Origin of the sequence: Desulfobacca acetoxidans DSM 11109, assembly GCF_000195295.1 — a bacterium.
Classification (GTDB): Bacteria; Desulfobacterota; Desulfobaccia; order Desulfobaccales; family Desulfobaccaceae; genus Desulfobacca; species Desulfobacca acetoxidans.
Genome location: NC_015388.1, coordinates 630,779 through 644,929, shown reverse-complemented (window position 1 = coordinate 644,929; position 14,151 = coordinate 630,779). Strand labels below are relative to the sequence as shown.

Genomic DNA, 14,151 nt, shown 5'->3' with positions numbered 1-14,151 from the left:
TTTTGATCATCAAGTTTGCTTCGGCCTTGAGCGTCGGGCGCTCCCTGACCGGTAGCATTTTCAGGAGAGCGAGCGAAGGGGGGCTTTTCGCCGGAAGAAGTCGTATCGGGTGCGCTCCGATCCTGAAGCAGTTCTTTGTTTTTTAAGTACACTACACCCTCACCTTAATCCCCACAATTCCGCTTTCCACCCATGTTTCCCCCTGCCGCTCAAACTCCTGCGCAACCTCCTGCACTACATCATGGATAGAGAAGGTTATATACTTCAATAACCCGCTGTTATCAACGAGCCAGGCGTAGTAGTCTGCTTTTGGGATTTTCACTAAATCGCTCCTCTAAGGCATTTAGCCTGGTCTCAAGCTCACTGGTTTCGATTGCCCGGATAATGATGTTTGTGATATACGCCAAACGTCCAGCTATGTTCGGATCAAGCGTCCCGGCTTCCAAACGGTTGATGACGTTCGCCAGATACCGCCGACAATCCTGTGATGTATTTAGGCGTCTTCTTGGCATAATATACCCCCTTGATTTTATTAGCATATTATCATAATAGCTGCATTTAGCACGCCAAAAAGGAGTGTTAGCCGCCTATTTCCGGCCAATTCAGTCCAATCTCAGTCTTGCTTCCAACAAGAGATGAGTCATGTGAGTGACCAAAACCGGCGTTCCGTATACCTGCCTTTCGAAATCCAACTCCTCAGCCGAAACTTCTGCGCCGTCCACGCGCTTCCCGAAAATTCTAAACGCCTCGGCGATCGCCTCCTCCCCCTCTACAGTAATCTGGTTGCCGGAGAGTAATTTCTCCAATCGCTCAAGTCGTCTTTGGATTCGCATATCATCACCTCCAGCTTCTTTGCGTACTAATATCGCCTATCTTCGTGATATCAATAGATATTCTTATAATTTTCACCTACGCAACGGCCTCTACCTCGCATATGTAATGCGACGGCCATCGCTGCAACTAACCGATTCAAATCACTTATTTTGGCCGCTGTCATCCCAGTGAATACAGGGGTGAATATCCGATTTTTTTCACCGCTCAATCAACTTCCTCCTAACGAGTTCAGCCTCGACCTGGTCTAGGGCCGCCCTGAAATCACGCCAAAGAGAAGGTAATACAGTAATCCCCTTTTTTGTGGGGTGCCAACTCTGCTCATCATCGGCCAGGAAGTGCAGCCGCACGTCAACGAACTTGTGGCCTTGATACTCCCTGATGCTAAAATGGTATCGTTCTTTTGTGTTCTTATTCACTGTTACCAAGGGTTTTTCCATAATTCCCGCCTTTCACGGCCTGTTTATAGCGTTCCTCAATTTCCCTCAGATATTTCGCCAAGAGGGAAAAGGTCATATACTCAGCCCCCTGCCGGTCCCCCGCCCATACGAACGGCACCCGGTAGCGCACTTGAAAAGCACACAGGCTCTGTAGGGCTGCGTGGGGTTTCATGGCACTGCGATAGTCCCCCCGCCTCACGTCCTCAAGGGCCGCTTCCACTACCACGGCAAAAAGCTCATAGCTTTTTCCTTTCGCGAGTTCCCTTTCAAACCGGTCCCGGTTTTTATCCATCAAACAGGCAATCAGGTCGTTTAACTCCTTACGTTCAATAGCCACACGGTCCACAAAACCGGGCAAAGAGTAATCCCCCACTGGCAGGGCCGCCGGTTCCACAGCCACGTCATAGCCGCCAAAAGAGAAAGGCACCTGTTCCCTGGTGTCAACGAGAATATTCAACCGCACCCCGATCTCGCAGAGCCAGCATCGCCAGCACTGAGTAATTTGCCAGATCAAGAAGAGTGTCAGCAAGACTCTCATCGGCCACCGCCGCCTGTCCGCTGCGCACCAGGTTAGCAGCCCGGCTTACCTTGTCGATCATCCTGCTGAGCAACACTTCCACCACGGGCCGCCCTAAGAGGTCTGCCGCCAGTTCAAAAGAATTGCCATAGTCGGCGTTCTTGGCTTCGTGAACCGCCTGCATCTGCTTCAAGACCATTTCGAAAGTCATTTTCCCTCTTTCTGGATCGCCAGGATGCCCCACACGGCAAGTTTATGTGGCAACCCATGGGTTAGTATTCGTTTTTTTAATGACACACGCCTGCCGTATACGGGAATAGCTTCTCAATGCAATTCCAGTCCGGCGGTTCGCACTTGGCGCAGTGCTGCTCGCCAGTGTGGTCGGAGTAGAACACGCAGCCGCCGCATCTTGGGCAGTACACCCGCAAAAACAGAATGGCGGCGTCCCGCTCGGCCTTGATGGCTTCAAATAATGGCGCCACCGCTTCCATGTCCGGTTTGCCCTTGCCGCACCAGTCATAGCGAATCTTGTCACCATTCATCTTGAAGCGAAAACCCATTGCCGTAAGCTTCATGATTGCTGCACCGGGTTTCATAGATCACCCCCGTCAGAAAGTGTGTTTTTTTTTCCGTCAGCTTTTTTTCTGAGATGAAAATTTATCGTCACTACCGTCACTATCGTCGCCGTCATGGCTCACGTCTGACCGCTGCTTGAGCAAGTCTCTAAGCCGTTCAACCTCTTCAATTAAAGCCTTGATATCAGTAGGAGCGTTGGCAATAAGCTCGGCATCAGCAGGTAATGGCACCACGCCCAATAGAGCCTTTCCCTTAACCTGCGCCCACCTCAACCCAATGATATGGGGAAAATCATATTCATCTACATCCCCACATAAAATATTAAACGGGGTTAGTTCAGCAGCATGTTTGCTCGGTGGCCCGGCCAACAGCATCACCCATGCCTGGTCTGCCTTTGCCCCCGGCCTTGCTCGCCATTTCCCGTTACGCATCTTTTCCATATATTTCGGCCTGAAATCATTCTCACGCCACGCCCATGGCCCCGGTGTAGCTTTAGCCACGCGTTCTTTAATTGGCTCTAAATCTAATGGTTTCATACCACCTCCTGCTTATTTATAACTATTCGATATAATACGGTTTATAGTTTTATATTCGTCAATGCCTGCCCCTACCCATGCCTTGAGGTCAACCCATGCCTGCCACATTTCGCCGGGGTCTTTACCGCCCACAGGCGGCCACCGCCGGGCCTGGGTGAAGGTCTTTAGCCACCACTGCCAGCTTGCCACGGCCCCGGCCTGGTCAGCGTCCAGGGCCACAAGTATCAACTTGCTTTTTGCCAGAATAGCCGCCGACCCGGTGTCCGGTTTACTCTGAGCATTGCCAAGAGCAACTACCCCGGCCATGTCGCCGCAGTCCTGGGCAAGAAGAAAGCCATCAAGTTCGCTTTCCACCACTATGATAACATCCCCTTCCGGCCCTAATACCATCGGCCCCATGTAAGAACCTGACACATTCCAATACCGATCTTCCACGGCCTCTTGCCGCCGTATCCGTACCCGGGCCACCTTGCCGCCGATGAAATAGGGAATGACTACCCCGGCAGGAAGCCAGAGATCTTTTTCTCTGTCATGCTGGGTTAGCTGTTTCGGCAACCCCCACGGCCCCCGCTTGACGTATTTCTCAGCCGGTAACAGCCCCAACCGCCGGGCCTGTATGGTATCATCGGCCAGCCCCCGCCCGTTTAGATATGCCCATGTATCGCTGTTCAGCTTGCCCGCCGCATACTCTACCAGTTTCCCGGCCTGCTCCTGCCATTGTTCACCCGGCAAAGAAGAGGTCTTAGGTTTCCACGGCCCCGGCCCCTCTGTGGGCCTCGCCGCCGATCTCGCCCCGGTGGACGGCCCCCGGCCCCCAGCTCTCCCGCCGTTCAACTTATCTTCCCGGCCAGCTACTCGGCAGGCATCCGGAAATGACAGCCCCCGCTTATCCCTGAGATATTGAATAACGTCCCCTTTTTTGCCACAGCCCCGGCACCAATACCGCCCGGTTTCCGGCCATACCCTAAACCTGTCATTCCCGCCGCACCACGGACATGCCCCGGCATATTCGACGCCCTTGGTGGTCGCCACCTTTTTCAGTTCTGTATCTGCCTGACAAAGAGAAAGTAAATTCATTTTCTATAAACTCTTATTACTCTTGTGACTCTGTGACTCTTGTCTTGTATCTCTAATAAATTCAACAATATAAAAAATCCCAAGAGACACATTTGATAGAATATAGAATGTGACTCTTTGTGACTCTTTAAGCCAAGAGACACAAGAAACACAAGAGACATAATAGTAATAAGAGTAATAAGAGTAATATATTTATTATATTTATATACAGTATTTTCCGTATCCTGTTTTCTTAATTAATTCAGTATCTAACAGTATTTTTAGAATGTTTTTCACGTAGTTTTCGCCTATGTCTGTCATTTGAGAAATTTCTTTCGGTTTCAATGGTTCGCTCGAATTTTTCAAGCAATTTAAAATAGTTTCCTGGTTTTGACTAATTCTTACTTCCTTAGCATTGCCTAAATATGTCCAAAGGCAGTTTTCAAATTTAAGTGCAAGCTCGATCTCTGGAATATCCTTCCCGGTAATTTCGAGTATCCCGGTATTTTCCCGCCGCCCCCTAGAAAGCTGTGCAACAAAGTCCGGTGCTCCGGTTATCCCGGTGCTTCCTGCCAGTTCGTCTATAAAATCCCCGGTTTCAGACTTGCTTTTCCTGGTATGGTGGACGGCCAAGAGGCATACATGATATTTGTGGGCAATGGCCTGTAATTTCCCGCCGATCTCCATATCATTTTCATAGGCATCGGCCCCACGTTTAAGCCTGGGTTTCACTCTTGCCAAGGTATCCACTGTGACAAGTCGGCAGTCGTTGTAAGCTGTGAGATATGCTTCCAGGGCCTCTATGCCGCCCTCGTGCAACCGCTTCCATTCCGTTGTAAGGTGCAACCGTTCCGGCCCCCCGGCCTGCCCATTGAGTAAAACCGCTTGGCGCTCTTGAAGTCGGCGCTCGTGATCTTCCAAGGCAAGATAAAGAGCCGTTCCCGGGTCAACCGGATATTCGTTACTGCCGATAGCATAGCCGCCGCTGGCAACCGCCAAGGCAATGTCAAAAGCAAGCCATGACTTCCCGATCTTTGGACGGCCCCCGAGTATCCCGTATCCTTCCGGCAGTAGTCCAGGGACGGCCCACCGTATTGGTGGGAACACTTTGCCGGCCAGGTCGGCCCCGGTGATAGTTTTAATCCCGTGCTCATTCTGTAATTTCTCGGCCTTTATTCTTTGCCTGGCCTCATCAGCGATATTGATAATTTTGTCAGCCATTGCCGCCCTCTTCCAGGGTCACGATTAGCCGGTCGATTGCCAAGGACAGCCCACGGTCGAAATAAGAGAAGTCAATCAAATAGGATAACAGGGCAAGCCGCAGAACATAATGAAGGTTCTTAGCAATTTCCGCCGCGGTCATTTGCCAGCTTCCCGCCGGGGTTTGGCCGCCACCTTCCGGGACTGCACATAATCGCGCAAATCTGCCAAGTCAAACAGGGTCCGCCGCCCGATCTTCACGTATGGCACCATACCGCGGGATACATACCCACGCAAAGAATGAGGGGAAATGTTTAAAAATTCAGCCGCTTGTTGATTGTTTAAAAGATGCTCCATTTGCTTACCTCATCTGTTTTTTCTTTATGGTAAGCAATAAGGCGCAAGGGAAAAACTGAAGAAAGAGGGGAGGTTTATATTTCAGTACTGTAAAATGAGGGGGAGATTATATTTCAGTACAGCAGATTATTGTAGCAACTTTCCTTGTTCTCCTATTAATTTCTGTGCTTTCTTATAAAGCTGCCTTATTTTGTCATAAGCTGATCTTATTTCCTGTTGTGGAATTAATTCTTTTGCCACCTGCCATTTTGTTTTGTGCTCGTTTTGAACCATATCCCAGACAAGAAAAGGATTAATTTCATCATCATGAGCAATTGCCCTTTTGCCTTTGGAATCCCCACTTACCTCATGGCGATATTTGTTAACCCATCTTTCAACAAAAACCATTACCTGCTCTTTTGGGCAGGTCAGATCAATCTTGAGATTTAAATATCTCTTATTCTCTAAGTGAGAAGAAGGCCATATCATGCTATTGGTTTTGGGGTCAACCCGCGGTTGTTCGATACTGGTAGCAATAACGGGGAAGGTATCATAAAAAATAGGTTGATCTTTAGCGAATTTACTAACCCATGGGGGATTATGAGGGGGGAAAGGCATCACTAAGCCGCACTTCACCGCCAGGGACCGCCCTTCAGGGGAAGTTATAAATTCACCTTCTAACCTTTCCGGAGTCCATTGCTCATGAAATTTTCGGTCTCGCCATGATGGGTCGAGGATCATGGCATAGATGTTATTCCGGTCGGTTTCCCCATCATAATCATCAGAAGAGAAAACCATTTCCCTTTTGAGTCTGGCCTCCATAGCTTCAAAAGCTGCCTGATACGCCCCCCGGTATGCTTCCGATCTTCTTAGGGCCTCCCATCTATAAAGGTTTCGCCGTACTAAATCCTTGTGGGCCTCTTCCTGGTGTTTTTTCATGCCCCTTTTTGGGGTTTTTTGGGGTAAAATTTTTTTCTTTGCCTTGCATCGCGCCAGGGCTTTTGCATCTTCTTCCAAGTTCCACCTCCTTTAGTGGTCCTTTATGAATAGCCCCCCAAGGTGATAAGGAAGTCACCCTGTCCCCCGGTTCATGACGCCGCGGTTAGGGGAGCAAAATCTTAGATAATGTTATGGACATTCGCTTATTATTTTGGTGAATATATAGGTGAATATTCACCCCACAAAACAGGCTATTTCAGGCTTACTCAGGCACAATTTAATAAAACCTATCATATTAATACTGCTAAGTAAATATCACTTGCGCTTACTCAGGGTAAAAGGTAAAATTGACACTTAAAATCCCTCGGGGTTCATCCCCGTGCCGGTTCAAATCCGGCCCCAGGCACCAATGATTATTAGGGAAAAAAGAAGATATCACCCTGTTGCAACGTGACAACCGTGAACCAAATGCCCGGTTGCAACGGAACATCGATGAAAAAGTCGCTGGGTTGCACCGCAACATGCAAGAACTAGAACTCCGCCTGAAACACGACCTCACCCTGCGCCTGGGCAGTATGCTGGTGGCAGGCATCGGCATCGTCGCCGCCCTCGTCAAACTGCTTTAGAAATTGACTTTTTAAAATTTCCCTCGTATATTAACATCATGCCCACTGTCGACACCCTTAAGGCCTACGAAGCCCTCACCGCGGCCGACATGCCCGACCGCCAAGCCCGGGCCTTGGTTACCATCGTCCAGGAGCTTCAAGAAACCCGCCTCGCCGAGGTGGCTGGCAAAGCCGACATTGGCGCCTTGAAAACTGAACTGAAAGAGGATATCGGCTCCCTCAGAGCCGAGATGAAAGAGGACATCGCCTCCCTCAGAGCTGAATTGAAAGAGGATATTGTCTCCCTCAGAGCCGAATTGAAAGAGGATATTGCCTTCCTCAGAGCCGAGATGAAAGCCTTGGAAGCCCGTCATGAGATCAAGTTTACCGCCCTGGAAGCCAAAATCGACCGGGTTAAATTCGACCTGCTTAAATGGTTTATCCCACTGATCCTGGGCCAGGCCGCCTTCGTCGTCACCCTGCTCAAACTGCTCAAATAGCTCAACCCAAACGATAGAAGCCGCACCGGCCTCCTATCCAGGCAGTCCGGCCTTCTCCCCTCCCTGGCGGTCCCGCGGCTAGCCGCCCCATCCCCGACGGCGTCTTATTTGGTGTCAAATATTTTAGGTTCAATAGCGATTGAAAATCTTGTCAATTTATTTCTTAGGGTTTTTACGCTCCCCTACCCCAAGAAATTAGACATTAGGGCTACTGTTAATATCAAAACAGTCCTTGGCGCAGGTCGGCCCAGAGGTTTTGAAAAAAGGCGATGGCGTTCGGGTCGTGCCGGTCCGGGCTCCACAAAAAATAGGCCAGCCCTAATTGCCCCAGACCGTAGTAGGCCAGCACCAACTGCCCGATAGCAACGTAACCGCTGGCAAACTGGCCGACACCGGCTGCCAGGGCTACGGCAAATTGGGCCAGGGCGGTGAAGCCGAAAATAAACTGGCCGAATCCGAAGAGCAGGCCAACCCCGAATTGAGCCACGGTGATCACTCCCACGGCGAACTGACCGATGGCGATGATGCCTTTGGCTACACGGCGCTTGCCTCGGGCGTCTTTGCCAAAGGCGACATGAACTAGGGGGTAGCCCCAGACAGTCCGCTCTGACCGCCATTCATAGCCGGTACCGCGCCACTGCTGGTCGGCGGGCCGGGGGGCGCCGCAATGTGGACAGGAAACGGCTTCGGCGCTGACTTCACGGCGACACTCCCGACAGGGTGACAGGGGCATAAACCCTCCTTGCATGACATGAACCGAAGTTGGAGGTCATAGCCATAAGTTATCCAGCCAATCGTTGCCAATACACTGAATTTACCGAGTACTTATCGGCAAGATTCGACTAACCATCCAGTTTTGCTAACGAATTAGTATCAGGGGAGCAATAATGGACCGGTTCCCCAAGGACCCCAATAATACGGCCCCCAATAATAAGGATACCCCCAATAATAGGGCGGCGGCATCGGCCGGGGTTTGGGCCACAGTTTCATCTCCATAGCTTTAACGACCGGGTAGCGATAGTCTAATTCATCCAGTTTCCGGGTCTCGCTGCCGATCACTTCTCCTGCCACCGTGATTTTGCGGTCTTTCTTATAAATCTCCGGATCCAGGAACCCGTCGGCTCGGACCAGGAATCTTCCGTCGGATTTGTCCTCATTTTCCGGCTCGTTAAAGAAATCCAGGTTCTTTTGGACGATTTCTACCTCTGTCTCTCCCGGTTTCGGGGTCGTCTGGATGATGACCCCGCCGAGAATGACAATTTTGCCTTTGTAATTCTCCGGATCGGCGCTCAATAGTCCGAAACTGAGGCTTTTGTCCACCTGCTGCCGGAGTTGTTTGGAGATGACCGGAGCGCAGGAGCTGACCAAGAAGAGCATCATGACAACCGAAGCGACCCCGCACCCGCCGCGTCTGCAAGGAATTGATTTCATACACCAAATCATGGCTGTAGCTCCCTGGGTGAAATGAAGGCATCCGGTCCGCACGTCGCAATCTGGGACCGGGAGAGTATAATGTTTTTTTAACCGAAATACCGAAAGTTAACAAGAGCAATCATATTATTGTCAACTTTGCAGGCTTGCTAAAGTTGACAATCTTGATACAATTGATGGCGGTCGGCTGGCAGATACGGATCAACCTTCGGAGTTTCGCGTTTCATGGAAAATAATTTTGGCACAGGCTGGAAGCCGGTGCCACCGGTAAATAATTTCCCTGGTTTGTGGTTGATTTAGAATAATGACAATTAGATTGGGAAAAGGCTGCGATAGATTTAATTATCAATATCTCTTCTCAAAATTCATAATTCAAAACTTGAAGTCCGCAACTTGAAGCTCATACAAAATTGGCATGTTCTGGTGATCACCACGAAGCACGAAAACAGAACCGTGGTAGCTGCTCACAATAATGCTTTTTCTGCTAACCGATCACTGCTCACTGTTTTCATACAATCTTTTTCTCATCGACCATGTTAAACATAACCGGCGGCCATGGGCCTCCCTATTCCATTATCGATAATTTATTGGCATTTTACTCATAGGGCGGGCCGCGCCTGCCGTCTTTAAGAGCACTGTTTTTATGTAAGGCCAGAATATGCAGTTATCCGAATGGCAGGACATTTTTTGTCTTGATTTAACCGGCATTTGGGCCATATTTTCTCAAACCGCCCGTCTGCGGGAAGATCGATGCGGCAAGGGGGTCAGTCTCTGCGTTATTATCAACGCCAAGTCCGGGCAGTGCGGTCAGGATTGCGCCTATTGTGCCCAATCCCGTATTTCACGGGCGTCTATTCGGAAGTATCCCCTGCTTACCTCGGAAGAGTTGGTTAGGGCGGCGCAGCAGGCCGCAGCCCAGGGGGCGGCTCGCTTCAGCATCGTCACTTCGGGGCGGGGGGTGGGGAGTCCACAGGAACAGGAGACTATTCTCCAGGCTGTCGGTGCTATTCGCGCCTCTACCCCTCTTAAAGTCTGTGTTTCCCTGGGCATTGTGGAGCAGGATTTTCTTAAGGCCTTAGCGGCAGCCGGCGTACATCGCTATCACCATAATGTGGAGACGGCGGCCTCGTTCTTCCCCCAGATCTGCACGGCTCACACCTATGCCGAACGCCTGGCGACGATTCGCCGAGCCAAAGCAGCAGGACTGCCGGTCTGTGTCGGCGGTATCTTCGGGCTGGGGGAAAGTTCCGCCCAGCGTTGGGAGATGGCGCAAACGATCCGAGAACTAGAGGTCGATTCCATTCCCCTGAATTTTTTGCTGCCCATCCCCGGTACGCCTTTAGAGCATCGCCAGCCGATGGCGCCCCTGGAGGCCCTCCAGACCATTGCCGCTTTTCGGCTCTTTTTCCCGCACAAGCGTCTGATCATTGCCGGAGGCCGGGAATTTGCTCTGAGAAGCCTGGCGCCCCTGATGTTTGCGGCCGGGGCCGATGCCCTGATGACCGGAGATTACCTAACCACTAAAGGCCAACTGCCATCTCAGGACCTCGGGATGTTGCAGGACTTGGGTTTGCATGCGGTCCAGGAGGTTGTATGACTCAATCTTGGCCTGTAGTTCCAGGGGTGCGAGGGGTGTTTGTCACCGGCACCGATACGGATGTGGGCAAAACGGTGATCGCTGCCGGTTTGACTGCGGCGTTGCGCTCCCGCCAGGTTCGGGCAGTCTACTTTAAGCCGGTACAAAGCGGCTGCCGGGAAGAAGATGGCCAACTCATCGCGACCGACGCCCGCTTTGCCCAAACCCTGGCTGGATTAGGCGAACCGCTTTCCCGGCTCACCCCGATCACTCTCAAACTTCCCCTGGCGCCAGCCGTGGCCGCGGCCCAGGCCGGAGTTACCATCGACTTGGAGGTCATTGCCGCGGCTTACCGGGAGTTGGCCGGGCGCTACGATTTTCTGGTGGTGGAGGGAGCCGGGGGATTATATGTGCCATTGATTGACTATGACTTCCTGGTGCTGGATTTGGCCCGCTGGCTGAGACTCCCGCTGGTGATCGTGGCCCGTCCGGGTCTCGGCACTATCAACCACACCGTCATGACCGTCAAGGCCGCCTTGCACGCCGGGTTGTCGGTGGCGGGCGTCATTATCAATCAGTATCCGGAGCACCCGAACCTGGCGGGGCGCACCAACCCGGAGATCATCGAGGCCCTGAGTGGTCGGCCGATTTTAGGGAAAATACCGCTGATTAGTGATTTGCAGAGTGAGGCCGGGAAGACTGTCCTGATAGAATCGTTGGCGGATGTCTTGGCGGCCCCGACTTGGAGGCGATTTGGCGGACCGGTAATCAGAAAATAAGTTTCCGGTTTCTGGTTTTCGGAGGCTTGAAGGCGGGATGCGCTTCGCTTTGGCTTACGCCGATCTGCGATTCCCGCCCTCCATTGGAGCCAACTGTTGAGAGTAACAGGGGATTGATGGGAGAGGAAGAGATTATTGGGGTTTGATTTACAACCAGAACTCGAGGCCCTGGAGGCGCAACATTTGCGGCGGCGTCTCCAGGTCATCGATCAGGTGCTGCCGGGCGGCAAGGTCATAGTTGGAGGGCGGGAATTTCTCAACCTGTCTTCCAATGATTATTTAGGGTTGGCCCTTGACCCGCGTCTGATCGCGGCGGCGCAGGCTGCGGCGGGGCGTTGGGGGGCAGGCAGCACCGCCTCCCGCCTGATTACGGGTACCCTGGCCCTGCACCAGCAGGTGGAAACCGAGGTTGCCGATTTTAAGGGCACGGACCGGGCCATTATCTTTAATACCGGCTACATGGCCAATGTAGGTGTTATCTCCGCCCTGATGGGTAAAGGCGACGTCATCCTCTCGGACCGGCTCAACCACGCCAGCATCATCGACGGCATGCGGCTTTCGGAAGCCGGTTTTTACCGCTATCCCCATCGGGACCTAAACCGCCTGGAAGATTTGCTGAAGAAATACTGCGCAGTTAGGCGTCTGCTTATCGTCACCGACAGTGTCTTCTCGGTGGACGGCGATCTGGCTCCCCTGGCCGACCTGGTCAGGCTGAAAGAGCGCTACGGAGCCTGGTTGATGATCGACGAAGCCCATGCCACCGGAGTCTTGGGGGCGACGGGCGCCGGTCTGGCCGAAGCTTTGGGATTGTCTGCCGGCATCGAGATCCATATGGGCACCTTTTCCAAGGCCCTGGGGAGCTTCGGGGCCTATGTGGCCGGATCCGCGCCTTTGATCGACATGCTGCACAACCGGGCCCGAGCTTTTATCTATTCCACTGCCCTGCCGCCGCCGGTCCTGGGCGCCATGCAGGCAGCCCTGGCCATCGTCCGACAGGAGCCGGAACCCAGGGACTATCTGCTGGAGCAGGCCACGCTCTTTCGGCAACGACTGCAAGCCGCCGGTCTGGATACCCTGGAGAGTGAGACTCAGATCATCCCGGTGCTGGTGGGAGATAACCGGCGATCGCTGGAATTTGCCGCCCGGCTGCGGCAGATAGGACTCATGGCCGTGGCCATCCGGCCACCCACGGTGGCCGCCGGAAGCGCCCGGCTGCGGTTTTCCCTTTCGGCCGCCCACCAGCCGGCGGATTTGGCAAGGGCGGCGGAGCAGATTATTGCGGCGGGGCGGGAGATGGGGTTGAACAAGAGGACCTGCTCCTGACCGACCTGATTCTCTTACATGGCTGGGCGGCGGATGGCCGTATCTGGGGCAGACAGCAGGCCGTTTTTCAAGACCGGGTCAACCTGTGGGCGCCGGACCTCCCGGTCTGGGAAGCGGACTGGCTGCTGCAACGGTTGGAGGCTCATGACCCCGGCCAAACCATCCTGGTCGGCTGGTCCCTGGGAGGTATGCTGGCCCTGGAGGTCTGCGCTGCGGGTTTCAGACCGCGCGCGGTAGTCACCATCGCTGCTTGCGCCAGCTTTTGCCGCCGGCCGGACTATGGTCTGGGCGTCCCGGCGGCGGTGCTGCGAGCGATGCGGCAGAGACTCACAACCGAGCCGGAACAGGTTATACGGGATTTCCATAGCCGGTTGTTATCCTTGGGAGAAAGGAATTGGCAAGAGACCGTGCCGGCGTTGTTGCCCGAACGCTTCAATGGCGCCTGGCTGGCCCAGGGACTGGATTATCTCCGCCGGAAAGACCTGCGTTCTATATTATCCGAGGCGAAGGCGGAGGAGTTCGTTATCGTACACGGTTTTCGGGATCGGATTACCCCGGTGAGCCAGGCTTACGTTCTGGCCGAGCAACTGCCGTCGGCCCGCCTCATCATCCTGCCGTCGGCCGGCCACATTCCTTTAGTGACACAGTCTCAGGTAGTCAATGATTTAATAATGGAATTTTTATGAGTCTTGACAAGCATCGTTTAGGACACAACTTTGGCCGCCGGGCCGCCGGATACCATCGCTATGCCCTGGTGCAGGGCGTTATGGCCGAGCAGTTGCTGGCGGACTTGAAGCAATACGGGCGGCAGTATAGCCGCATCCTGGAGATCGGCTGCGGCGTCGGCCACTATACCCAGATGCTGCGGCGCGCCTTCCCGGAGGCCCTGATCACCGCCGTTGACCTGGCCCCGGCCGCCATTCAAGTTGCCCGGCAGAGATTGGCGGCGGAGAAAAACATCGAGTGGCTGATGGCCGACGGCGAGGAGATAGTGAGAGGCAGGTTTGACCTCATTACCGCCAATTCGGTCTTCCAGTGGCTCTCCCAACCCGACCGGGCCTGTCGGTTGTATTGGCAGAGCTTGCAGCCAGGTGGATGCCTGGCCTTTACGACGCTGGGGCCGCGGACTTTTAGCGAACTGGCTGCCAGCCTGGTCCGAGCCAGCCAGAAGTTTCCCGGATTAAGGCTGCCGGAGGTTTCGGCGCAGACCTTCGCCGCCGCCCCTAACTGGCGCAATTGTATGGCACAAGCCGGTTTTGAACAGATTGTCGTCCACGAAGAGCTCCGGCTGGAATACCACCCCGACTTTTGGAACCTGCTCCGGGCCATTCAGGGGATGGGGGCGACCTCTACCCGGCCGACTTTTATCCCGAAGCGCTTACTTACTGCGGCGGAAGAGTATTATGAGCGCAATTATCGCCGCAATGGCTGTATTCCGGCGTCTTATGAGGTCATCCGGGTGCAGGGAGTGAAAAATTAGGAGAAAGGGAGAGCCGGTCAGGTTTA

The 14,151-nt window shown here is 53.3% G+C and carries 21 protein-coding genes; 7 read left to right on the top strand and 14 right to left on the bottom strand.

All coding sequences use genetic code 11. The features are described from left to right. Positions 1 to 281: 281 nt before the first annotated feature. The 12 genes from DESAC_RS15625 to DESAC_RS02635 all read right to left on the bottom strand — a co-directional run bounded on the left by DESAC_RS15625 (position 282) and on the right by DESAC_RS02635 (position 6,509). Positions 282 to 512 carry a hypothetical protein gene (locus tag DESAC_RS15625; protein ID WP_013705539.1) on the bottom strand — a complete coding sequence of 77 codons (231 nt, stop codon included), beginning with the start codon at positions 510 to 512 and terminating at the stop codon, positions 282 to 284. Positions 513 to 602: 90 nt separating this feature from the next. After that, positions 603 to 833: a hypothetical protein gene (locus DESAC_RS02680; RefSeq protein WP_013705538.1), complete on the bottom strand. Its 231-nt coding sequence runs from the start codon at positions 831 to 833 to the stop codon at positions 603 to 605. 198 nt (positions 834 to 1,031) lie between these two features. After that, on the bottom strand, positions 1,032 to 1,271 hold the full coding sequence (locus DESAC_RS16915; protein ID WP_013705537.1) for a transcriptional coactivator p15/PC4 family protein: 240 nt from the start codon (positions 1,269 to 1,271) through the stop codon (positions 1,032 to 1,034). Continuing rightward, a complete protein-coding gene (locus tag DESAC_RS02670; RefSeq protein WP_013705536.1) occupies positions 1,243 to 1,734 on the bottom strand; it encodes an ERCC4 domain-containing protein in 492 nt (163 codons plus the stop codon). Before DESAC_RS02670 ends, DESAC_RS16915 begins: the two co-directional genes overlap by 29 nt. After that, positions 1,712 to 1,999: a DUF1599 domain-containing protein gene (locus tag DESAC_RS02665; RefSeq protein WP_013705535.1), complete on the bottom strand. Its 288-nt coding sequence runs from the start codon at positions 1,997 to 1,999 to the stop codon at positions 1,712 to 1,714. The genes DESAC_RS02670 and DESAC_RS02665 overlap by 23 nt, the downstream gene beginning before the upstream one ends. A 76-nt stretch (positions 2,000 to 2,075) precedes the next feature. Then, positions 2,076 to 2,384 carry a 30S ribosomal protein S27ae gene (locus tag DESAC_RS02660; protein ID WP_013705534.1) on the bottom strand — a complete coding sequence of 103 codons (309 nt, stop codon included), beginning with the start codon at positions 2,382 to 2,384 and terminating at the stop codon, positions 2,076 to 2,078. A gap of 36 nt (positions 2,385 to 2,420) precedes the next feature. Beyond that, entirely contained in the window at positions 2,421 to 2,900 is a 480-nt protein-coding gene (locus DESAC_RS02655; RefSeq protein WP_013705533.1) for a hypothetical protein, read from the bottom strand. 12 nt (positions 2,901 to 2,912) lie between these two features. Next, positions 2,913 to 3,977 carry a primase-helicase zinc-binding domain-containing protein gene (locus DESAC_RS02650; protein ID WP_013705532.1) on the bottom strand — a complete coding sequence of 355 codons (1,065 nt, stop codon included), beginning with the start codon at positions 3,975 to 3,977 and terminating at the stop codon, positions 2,913 to 2,915. Positions 3,978 to 4,178: 201 nt separating this feature from the next. Further along, positions 4,179 to 5,177, bottom strand: a complete 999-nt coding sequence (locus DESAC_RS02645; RefSeq protein WP_013705531.1) for an AAA family ATPase — start codon at positions 5,175 to 5,177, stop codon at positions 4,179 to 4,181. Next, positions 5,170 to 5,319 (bottom strand): hypothetical protein, encoded by a 150-nt coding sequence (locus DESAC_RS16180; RefSeq protein ID WP_013705530.1) that lies wholly within the window; start codon positions 5,317 to 5,319, stop codon positions 5,170 to 5,172. Before DESAC_RS16180 ends, DESAC_RS02645 begins: the two co-directional genes overlap by 8 nt. Continuing rightward, positions 5,316 to 5,513 (bottom strand): helix-turn-helix domain-containing protein, encoded by a 198-nt coding sequence (locus DESAC_RS02640; RefSeq protein ID WP_013705529.1) that lies wholly within the window; start codon positions 5,511 to 5,513, stop codon positions 5,316 to 5,318. Before DESAC_RS02640 ends, DESAC_RS16180 begins: the two co-directional genes overlap by 4 nt. A 126-nt stretch (positions 5,514 to 5,639) precedes the next feature. Further along, entirely contained in the window at positions 5,640 to 6,509 is an 870-nt protein-coding gene (locus tag DESAC_RS02635) for a hypothetical protein (protein ID WP_013705528.1), read from the bottom strand. Between the two features lie 365 nt (positions 6,510 to 6,874). Here DESAC_RS02635 and DESAC_RS02630 point away from each other — a divergent pair, with 365 nt between their 5' ends. Both DESAC_RS02630 and DESAC_RS02625 read left to right on the top strand, forming a co-directional pair. Continuing rightward, positions 6,875 to 7,057 carry a hypothetical protein gene (locus DESAC_RS02630; protein WP_013705527.1) on the top strand — a complete coding sequence of 61 codons (183 nt, stop codon included), beginning with the start codon at positions 6,875 to 6,877 and terminating at the stop codon, positions 7,055 to 7,057. Between the two features lie 38 nt (positions 7,058 to 7,095). Next, positions 7,096 to 7,536: a coiled-coil domain-containing protein gene (locus tag DESAC_RS02625; protein ID WP_013705526.1), complete on the top strand. Its 441-nt coding sequence runs from the start codon at positions 7,096 to 7,098 to the stop codon at positions 7,534 to 7,536. Positions 7,537 to 7,756: 220 nt separating this feature from the next. Here DESAC_RS02625 and DESAC_RS02620 read toward each other — a convergent pair whose 3' ends face one another. Both DESAC_RS02620 and DESAC_RS02615 read right to left on the bottom strand, forming a co-directional pair. Continuing rightward, complete coding sequence (locus DESAC_RS02620) at positions 7,757 to 8,269, bottom strand: zinc ribbon domain-containing protein (protein WP_013705525.1); 513 nt, start codon at positions 8,267 to 8,269, stop codon at positions 7,757 to 7,759. 140 nt (positions 8,270 to 8,409) lie between these two features. Further along, a complete protein-coding gene (locus tag DESAC_RS02615; RefSeq protein WP_041284134.1) occupies positions 8,410 to 8,967 on the bottom strand; it encodes a Slp family lipoprotein in 558 nt (185 codons plus the stop codon). A gap of 658 nt (positions 8,968 to 9,625) precedes the next feature. Here DESAC_RS02615 and bioB point away from each other — a divergent pair. The 5 genes from bioB to DESAC_RS14950 all read left to right on the top strand — a co-directional run bounded on the left by bioB (position 9,626) and on the right by DESAC_RS14950 (position 14,125). Beyond that, entirely contained in the window at positions 9,626 to 10,564 is a 939-nt protein-coding gene (gene bioB / locus DESAC_RS02610; protein WP_013705523.1) for a biotin synthase BioB, read from the top strand. Continuing rightward, a complete protein-coding gene (gene bioD / locus DESAC_RS02605; protein ID WP_013705522.1) occupies positions 10,561 to 11,322 on the top strand; it encodes a dethiobiotin synthase in 762 nt (253 codons plus the stop codon). Before bioB ends, bioD begins: the two co-directional genes overlap by 4 nt. A gap of 135 nt (positions 11,323 to 11,457) precedes the next feature. Next, positions 11,458 to 12,645 (top strand): 8-amino-7-oxononanoate synthase, encoded by a 1,188-nt coding sequence (gene bioF, locus DESAC_RS02600; RefSeq protein ID WP_013705521.1) that lies wholly within the window; start codon positions 11,458 to 11,460, stop codon positions 12,643 to 12,645. Beyond that, complete coding sequence (locus DESAC_RS15620) at positions 12,636 to 13,331, top strand: alpha/beta fold hydrolase (protein ID WP_083800177.1); 696 nt, start codon at positions 12,636 to 12,638, stop codon at positions 13,329 to 13,331. The genes bioF and DESAC_RS15620 overlap by 10 nt, the downstream gene beginning before the upstream one ends. Then, positions 13,328 to 14,125 carry a methyltransferase gene (locus DESAC_RS14950; RefSeq protein WP_013705519.1) on the top strand — a complete coding sequence of 266 codons (798 nt, stop codon included), beginning with the start codon at positions 13,328 to 13,330 and terminating at the stop codon, positions 14,123 to 14,125. Before DESAC_RS15620 ends, DESAC_RS14950 begins: the two co-directional genes overlap by 4 nt. The last annotated feature ends 26 nt before the right edge of the window (positions 14,126 to 14,151 follow it).

Coding starts and splice junctions, on each gene's coding strand:
- DESAC_RS15625 (WP_013705539.1), bottom strand. CDS start 512: ATGCCAAGAAGACGCCTAAATACATCACAGGATTGTCGGCGGTATCTG.
- DESAC_RS02680 (WP_013705538.1), bottom strand. CDS start 833: ATGCGAATCCAAAGACGACTTGAGCGATTGGAGAAATTACTCTCCGGC.
- DESAC_RS16915 (WP_013705537.1), bottom strand. CDS start 1,271: ATGGAAAAACCCTTGGTAACAGTGAATAAGAACACAAAAGAACGATAC.
- DESAC_RS02665 (WP_013705535.1), bottom strand. CDS start 1,999: ATGACTTTCGAAATGGTCTTGAAGCAGATGCAGGCGGTTCACGAAGCC.
- DESAC_RS02660 (WP_013705534.1), bottom strand. CDS start 2,384: ATGAAACCCGGTGCAGCAATCATGAAGCTTACGGCAATGGGTTTTCGC.
- DESAC_RS02655 (WP_013705533.1), bottom strand. CDS start 2,900: ATGAAACCATTAGATTTAGAGCCAATTAAAGAACGCGTGGCTAAAGCT.
- DESAC_RS02650 (WP_013705532.1), bottom strand. CDS start 3,977: ATGAATTTACTTTCTCTTTGTCAGGCAGATACAGAACTGAAAAAGGTG.
- DESAC_RS02645 (WP_013705531.1), bottom strand. CDS start 5,177: ATGGCTGACAAAATTATCAATATCGCTGATGAGGCCAGGCAAAGAATA.
- DESAC_RS16180 (WP_013705530.1), bottom strand. CDS start 5,319: ATGACCGCGGCGGAAATTGCTAAGAACCTTCATTATGTTCTGCGGCTT.
- DESAC_RS02640 (WP_013705529.1), bottom strand. CDS start 5,513: ATGGAGCATCTTTTAAACAATCAACAAGCGGCTGAATTTTTAAACATT.
- DESAC_RS02625 (WP_013705526.1), top strand. CDS start 7,096: ATGCCCACTGTCGACACCCTTAAGGCCTACGAAGCCCTCACCGCGGCC.
- DESAC_RS02620 (WP_013705525.1), bottom strand. CDS start 8,269: ATGCCCCTGTCACCCTGTCGGGAGTGTCGCCGTGAAGTCAGCGCCGAA.
- DESAC_RS02615 (WP_041284134.1), bottom strand. CDS start 8,967: ATGAAATCAATTCCTTGCAGACGCGGCGGGTGCGGGGTCGCTTCGGTT.
- bioB (WP_013705523.1), top strand. CDS start 9,626: ATGCAGTTATCCGAATGGCAGGACATTTTTTGTCTTGATTTAACCGGC.
- bioD (WP_013705522.1), top strand. CDS start 10,561: ATGACTCAATCTTGGCCTGTAGTTCCAGGGGTGCGAGGGGTGTTTGTC.
- DESAC_RS14950 (WP_013705519.1), top strand. CDS start 13,328: ATGAGTCTTGACAAGCATCGTTTAGGACACAACTTTGGCCGCCGGGCC.